Below are 5,086 nucleotides of genomic sequence, written 5' to 3' on the forward strand. Positions count from 1 at the left end.
TCCTGGGCATTTGGGAACAACTCTACAACCCAGCATTTAAACCTCTCGAATTCGAGAGGTTTAAGAACCAGGCTGGACTAAACAGCTTTTCCCTGTCACCGAAGAAGTGGATAGAGGCAACAGACGCTATCGGCATATATGCAAAGGCCGGTCGTGGCGGCGGCACGTTTGCCCACAAGGACATTGCGTTCGAGTTTGGCTCATGGCTCAGTCCTGAGTTCAAACTGTACCTGATTAGGGAATTTCAGCGGCTCAAGAACGAAGAAGCGCTCACAACATCCCTGGAATGGAACTTTCAGCGTACGCTTGCCAAGGTCAACTATCGCATCCATACCGATGCGATCAAGGAGCGTTTGATTCCTTCTGTATTGAACAAGAAGCAGTCAGTCGTCGTCTACGCCAGCGAAGCAGACCTGCTCAATGTCGCGTTGTTCGGCATGACAGCAGCGCAGTGGCGACAAGCCAACCCAGATCAGCCCGGTAACATACGAGATACCGCTACGCTGGAACAACTTGTCGTGCTTTCAAACTTGGAGAGCATCAACGCCGTATTGATCCATCAGGGTCTGCCTGCACCAGAGCGTCTGTTACAACTGAATGGTACCGCCATCACGCAAATGCGCTCATTGGTGGAAATGAGCACCGTCAAGCGACTGGGTAATCCATAGCCAACTTATGGTTTAACCATCAAGAATTCAAGCGAATTAAAAGAGTAAGTTGGGAACAACTTTTATGTTTGGTGCGTTGGCATAGTGGAGCGGCTGGTGTGGGTTGGTTTTGACACGTGTGAAGGGCACACAATTATGAGTTTTGGGGCTTGTTTGGGAGTAGCCCTTGCGCCCGCCCAGTGCGTCCTGTGGAGCTGCTTCGCCGTGCTTTTCGCGAAGGGCATTCATTCCACTGAACGAGACGAGCAAACGGTGGAGCCTGGGCGCCCACTACCATTCGAAGTCTGGCCATTCCTGACGGCTTCCCAGAAAAGCACTGGGCGGAATAATGCCGGGCCGCAGGATCGCGCCGACCTCGGCAAGTGACTGGTAAACCGGATCGAACGTCTCCATCAGTTTCGCAAGCACGTGCTGCCGTTCCTTGGCAGATAGCTTTATGAAGTAGTAACAACGGCTGTCCAGCAGGGTTTCAATGTGGGTATAGGACGCGGTGCCAGCCCGGAACGACGCATGTAACACGTCGTCGGCCGTGGCCGGTGTCGCGGCGCGTAACGCGGATTCCACCACATGCTCAAGTTCGTACATGATCGCTTGATCGTGCCGGTTGGTTGGTATGCTCCCCATGGCACGACGCAGCAAAGACATCTGGATCAGCAGCACTGGCCACAGTATTTTGACGCCGTAGATGCGGCATTGGTCCTCGGTGCCCTCAAAACGCCAACGGTTCTCGCGGTGCCCTTCAAAAGCTTTGCGGAGGTCATAGCAGAGGCCAAGGACGAAGCCTTCCTTGTCCTCGATGATATGGCTCTCATCCACCACATGGCCAACGAAGCCATATAGGCGCTCCAGCGCTGCACGGTCACCCCACAGTATTAAGCCAGTGTGATGTAGCGTGAGTTCATACTCCAGCATGCTTGCGCTCCGTTTCCAGTCCAGGACACAAGCTTAACGTACTTTGCGTTGTGCGCCGTGCAAAGGCACGGTCTTTCAGCGGGTGCGAACCCCGCCCGGCAACTTTCGCTCCAGCCGGTAGCAATCGGAGCAGTCGTGGAGGTAACGAAGCGGCTGAAGCCTTCGGTGTAGAGGGTCATATTAGTGACTTGGCGAGTATGCAGGCAGTAACGTGAGTGAACGCTGAGCAGGCCTCGAAAGACGCGATGCGGAAGCCGACCCGCCAATATTTCGGGGAAGGCTGTCACCGTAGGGGAAGTGAGCGAAACATGCACTCTATGGTTCCGCCGGGGTAGTGGCGACAGCATGCATACAAGAGGAAGACCGATGCAACACGGGAAGCCCCGTGCGTGGTCAAGCTAAAGACCAACCGGAAGCCGGTGACGGACAGGCCGGGCGCACTGGGGTGGCGGAGAGGCCCGTAGTACCGAGGAAGCTGGGTAATGCCAGTGGAGGAAAGGGGCCTCAGTTCAGAACCAACGTTGAAAGTGGGAAGGGACAGGAGATTGGGAAACCTAGCAACTCCAATTAGCGTTCAGAAACTGCAAACAGCGTTACATGCGAAAGCGAAGGAAGAACCCGAGTTTCGCTTCTACGCCCTGTACGACAAGATCTGTCGAACGGATGTGCTACGGCACGCCTACGCCTGCTGCCGTGCCAACAAGGGGGCACCGGGTGTAGACGGGCTAACGTTCGATGATGTCGAGCAGTACGGGCAGGAGCGCTGGCTTGGGGAACTGGCGCAACAGCTCCGGGAGAGAACATACCGCCCGGAAGCGGTAAGAAGGGTTTTCATTCCGAAACCAAATGGCAAACTCAGACCGCTTGGCATACCGCGACTAGCGGAAAGGGTATGTCAGACGGCGGCGATGCTGGTCTTGGAGCCTATCTTCGAGGCCGATCTGCCACCAGAACAACATGCCTACCGACAGAACCGAAATGCACAAAGCGCAGTGCGCGAAGTACATGGGCTATTGACCAGCGGCTACAAGGATGTAGTAGACGCCGATCTGTCCGGTTACTTCGACACGATTCCGCACGTCGAACTCATGAAATCGGTTACGCGCCGGGTAATTGATCGGCAAGTGCTGCATCTGGTGAAGATGTGGCTCGACGCTCCGGTAGAAGAGGTTGACAAACGGGGTCGAAAGAAACGCACAACGACCAACCGCGATATCAAGCAAGGTATTCCGCAAGGCTCTCCAATCTCACCCTTACTGTCCAATCTGTACATGCGACGGTTTATCCTGGGATGGAAGAAAGCGGGCTTGGAACAGCGGCTCAGCGCTCGAATCGTCAATTACGCAGACGATTTGGTCATTTGCTGCAAGGGTAGCCGCGCCAAAGTGGCGCTGGACGCTATGCGACAAATGATGACGAAGCTGAAGCTCACGGTGAATGAAGACAAAACCCGTACCTGCCGTTTACCCGAGGGTGAGTTCGATTTCTTGGGGTATACCTTTGGTCGACGCTACTCGTCCAAGAATGGGAGGCCTTATATAGCCACCCGCCCTTCGAAGAAGAGTATTAAGCGCATGATCGAAGCGATACATGTCCAGACAAGCAGAAACCTAGAATGGCTGGATGCCGGGGAAATGGTGACGCGTTTAAATCAGAAATTAGGTGGATGGGCCAATTACTTCTGTCTTGGTCCGGTTACTCCTGCCTATCGATTCATTGACAAGTACACCACCACCCGGCTTCGCCGGTGGCTTTGCAAGAAGCACAAGCAGCACGGCAAGGGTATTAAGCGCTACCCCGATGAGTACTTTTATGAGCAGCTTGGACTCATTCGTCTACCAAAGCTTCCGCAAGGCCTTCCGTGGGCGAAGGCATGATGTTTTGTCCGAGAGCCGGATGCGTTAGAAGCGCACGTCCGGTTCGATGAGCGGGATGTGAAAACGGAGTCACGGTTACGCTAATGAGACACCGCTAAACGAAAGGGGCGGCAACAGATATGCAGAGCCTAAAGCCACCGCGTCACATCTCGACTCTACCCGTTTTCTGAGGCGTGCCCTACTCTGCCCGGACAGATAGCGCTTTTCTTCATAAACGGCGTAGAAGGCAACAAGGCCTTATACAGCACCCATACCCTATCGATTCGGAATTTGTCGCCCCTGGTGGCCATTAACGCGTCGATCAGGGTGCGATTCAGATTTCGGACAATTCCGTAGGAGCGGCGAAAGCGGAATTCGAGCGAATTTCTTCGGATACCAGGTTGCGCCCGCACATATGACGTCCACTGCTACTCATCGCAAATGAGCCTTAAGCACTTGACGGTATAATTGCCGCGACGCGCAACGCAAACTTTATCCACTGACAATAAGGCGTCATCATGTTTAGCATCACAGGACTCGATTCCCTACAGAAGACACTATCGGAAGCGCAAACAGCGCTTGAGGCTGTCAGCGGCGAACTCGGCACCTTGGACTTCAATCCGGAAAATCCAGAAAGTATTGAGGCGGCAATCGTTGAATCTGAGCGCTTGATCAATGAGCGACTTGGCGCCTACGTAGGAAACACAATCGTAGGACCACTGATCCAGCAGATGAAAGACACTTTCAGAACCGCGGTGATTGAGAAGGCTGCAGAAGCAAGGCTGAAGGAATTAGAAGCGGATGACGAATAGAGATCTGCTGTTTAAGCGCATCAACAATGCGCTGCTCGACATGCAGGCCTCAACATGGCAGACCTTCGAACAGCACTTTCTAACCTTTGCTCGACTTCTCGCGGATTCATCGCTGTAGTCCTTGAACCTGCGACTGGTAGCTGACCTGGACGTCGAGCGATTTCTTGACGAGAGTTCCAAAACTCAACGCTGCATGGTTGGTTCTGCGCGGCTTGTATGGCCTGTAGACGCTGACCAAGTCCTCGGGCTGAAGTGGTTGCTCGTCCAGAAATATGCACGTGAGCCGAATCAACTGCTTAATTTCACCCACACTTACTATACGGTCGGAAGCAATCTGACTGGCGAACTCCACAGCTTAACTCGGCAACTACTCATTCCGTTAGGCCGCGATTACAAGGAATATGTCCTGACCAACGACAATCCCAATGAAGAGCATTCAGGCGTTTTTGCTAGGAGCGGTGAAGCGAAGCGAGCCATACAGCACATCACGTACAACATTAATGGCAGCAATGCTCGGGTGAACAATCACTCGACAGACAACTCGGTCAATACGGTGACTATGGTAAGCGCCCTGTCAAATCATATCCAGGCGCTGCGCGACGAAATTCAGAATGCTCCGCTGACAGCCGAGCAAAAGGCAGAGGCTGTTGAGGTAATCGACGAGGTGGAATCACAGATTGCATCAGGGAAACCCAAAAAGGGGATACTAAGTTGTAAAACAGCGTGCAAAACTTTCCAGATTCCAGGGGTAAACAGCGTTCAATAGTTTCCACCCCTGGGTGTGCAACCATCCGGTGTTTCTGCCGGAGAATCTGGGGTGATAAACATGAATCTCATT

5 protein-coding genes are annotated in these 5,086 nt (G+C 53.4%); 4 read left to right on the forward strand and 1 reads right to left on the reverse strand.

Annotated elements, in window-relative coordinates:
- Nucleotides 1-668 (forward strand): KilA-N domain-containing protein (locus CSQ89_RS19685; protein ID WP_099407731.1); only part of this gene is annotated, 668 nt, incomplete at its 5' end.
- Between the two features lie 270 nt (nucleotides 669-938).
- Here CSQ89_RS19685 and CSQ89_RS19690 read toward each other — a convergent pair.
- The gene (locus CSQ89_RS19690) at nucleotides 939-1,580 is read right to left on the reverse strand and encodes a DUF6904 family protein (RefSeq protein ID WP_099407732.1); all 642 of its coding nucleotides are present in this window, start codon (nucleotides 1,578-1,580) and stop codon (nucleotides 939-941) included.
- Between the two features lie 482 nt (nucleotides 1,581-2,062).
- Between CSQ89_RS19690 and ltrA the strand changes: the two genes are divergently transcribed.
- From ltrA to CSQ89_RS19710, 3 genes are all read left to right on the forward strand, one after another.
- Nucleotides 2,063-3,457 (forward strand): group II intron reverse transcriptase/maturase, encoded by a 1,395-nt coding sequence (gene ltrA, locus CSQ89_RS19700; RefSeq protein ID WP_099407733.1) that lies wholly within the window; start codon nucleotides 2,063-2,065, stop codon nucleotides 3,455-3,457.
- Between the two features lie 497 nt (nucleotides 3,458-3,954).
- Complete coding sequence (locus tag CSQ89_RS19705) at nucleotides 3,955-4,248, forward strand: hypothetical protein (protein ID WP_099407734.1); 294 nt, start codon at nucleotides 3,955-3,957, stop codon at nucleotides 4,246-4,248.
- 121 nt (nucleotides 4,249-4,369) lie between these two features.
- Nucleotides 4,370-5,014 (forward strand): hypothetical protein, encoded by a 645-nt coding sequence (locus tag CSQ89_RS19710; protein ID WP_099407735.1) that lies wholly within the window; start codon nucleotides 4,370-4,372, stop codon nucleotides 5,012-5,014.
- Nucleotides 5,015-5,086: the final 72 nt, after the last annotated feature.

Source organism: Chitinimonas sp. BJB300 (assembly GCF_002735695.1).
Taxonomy (GTDB): Bacteria; Pseudomonadota; Gammaproteobacteria; order Burkholderiales; family Chitinimonadaceae; genus Chitinimonas.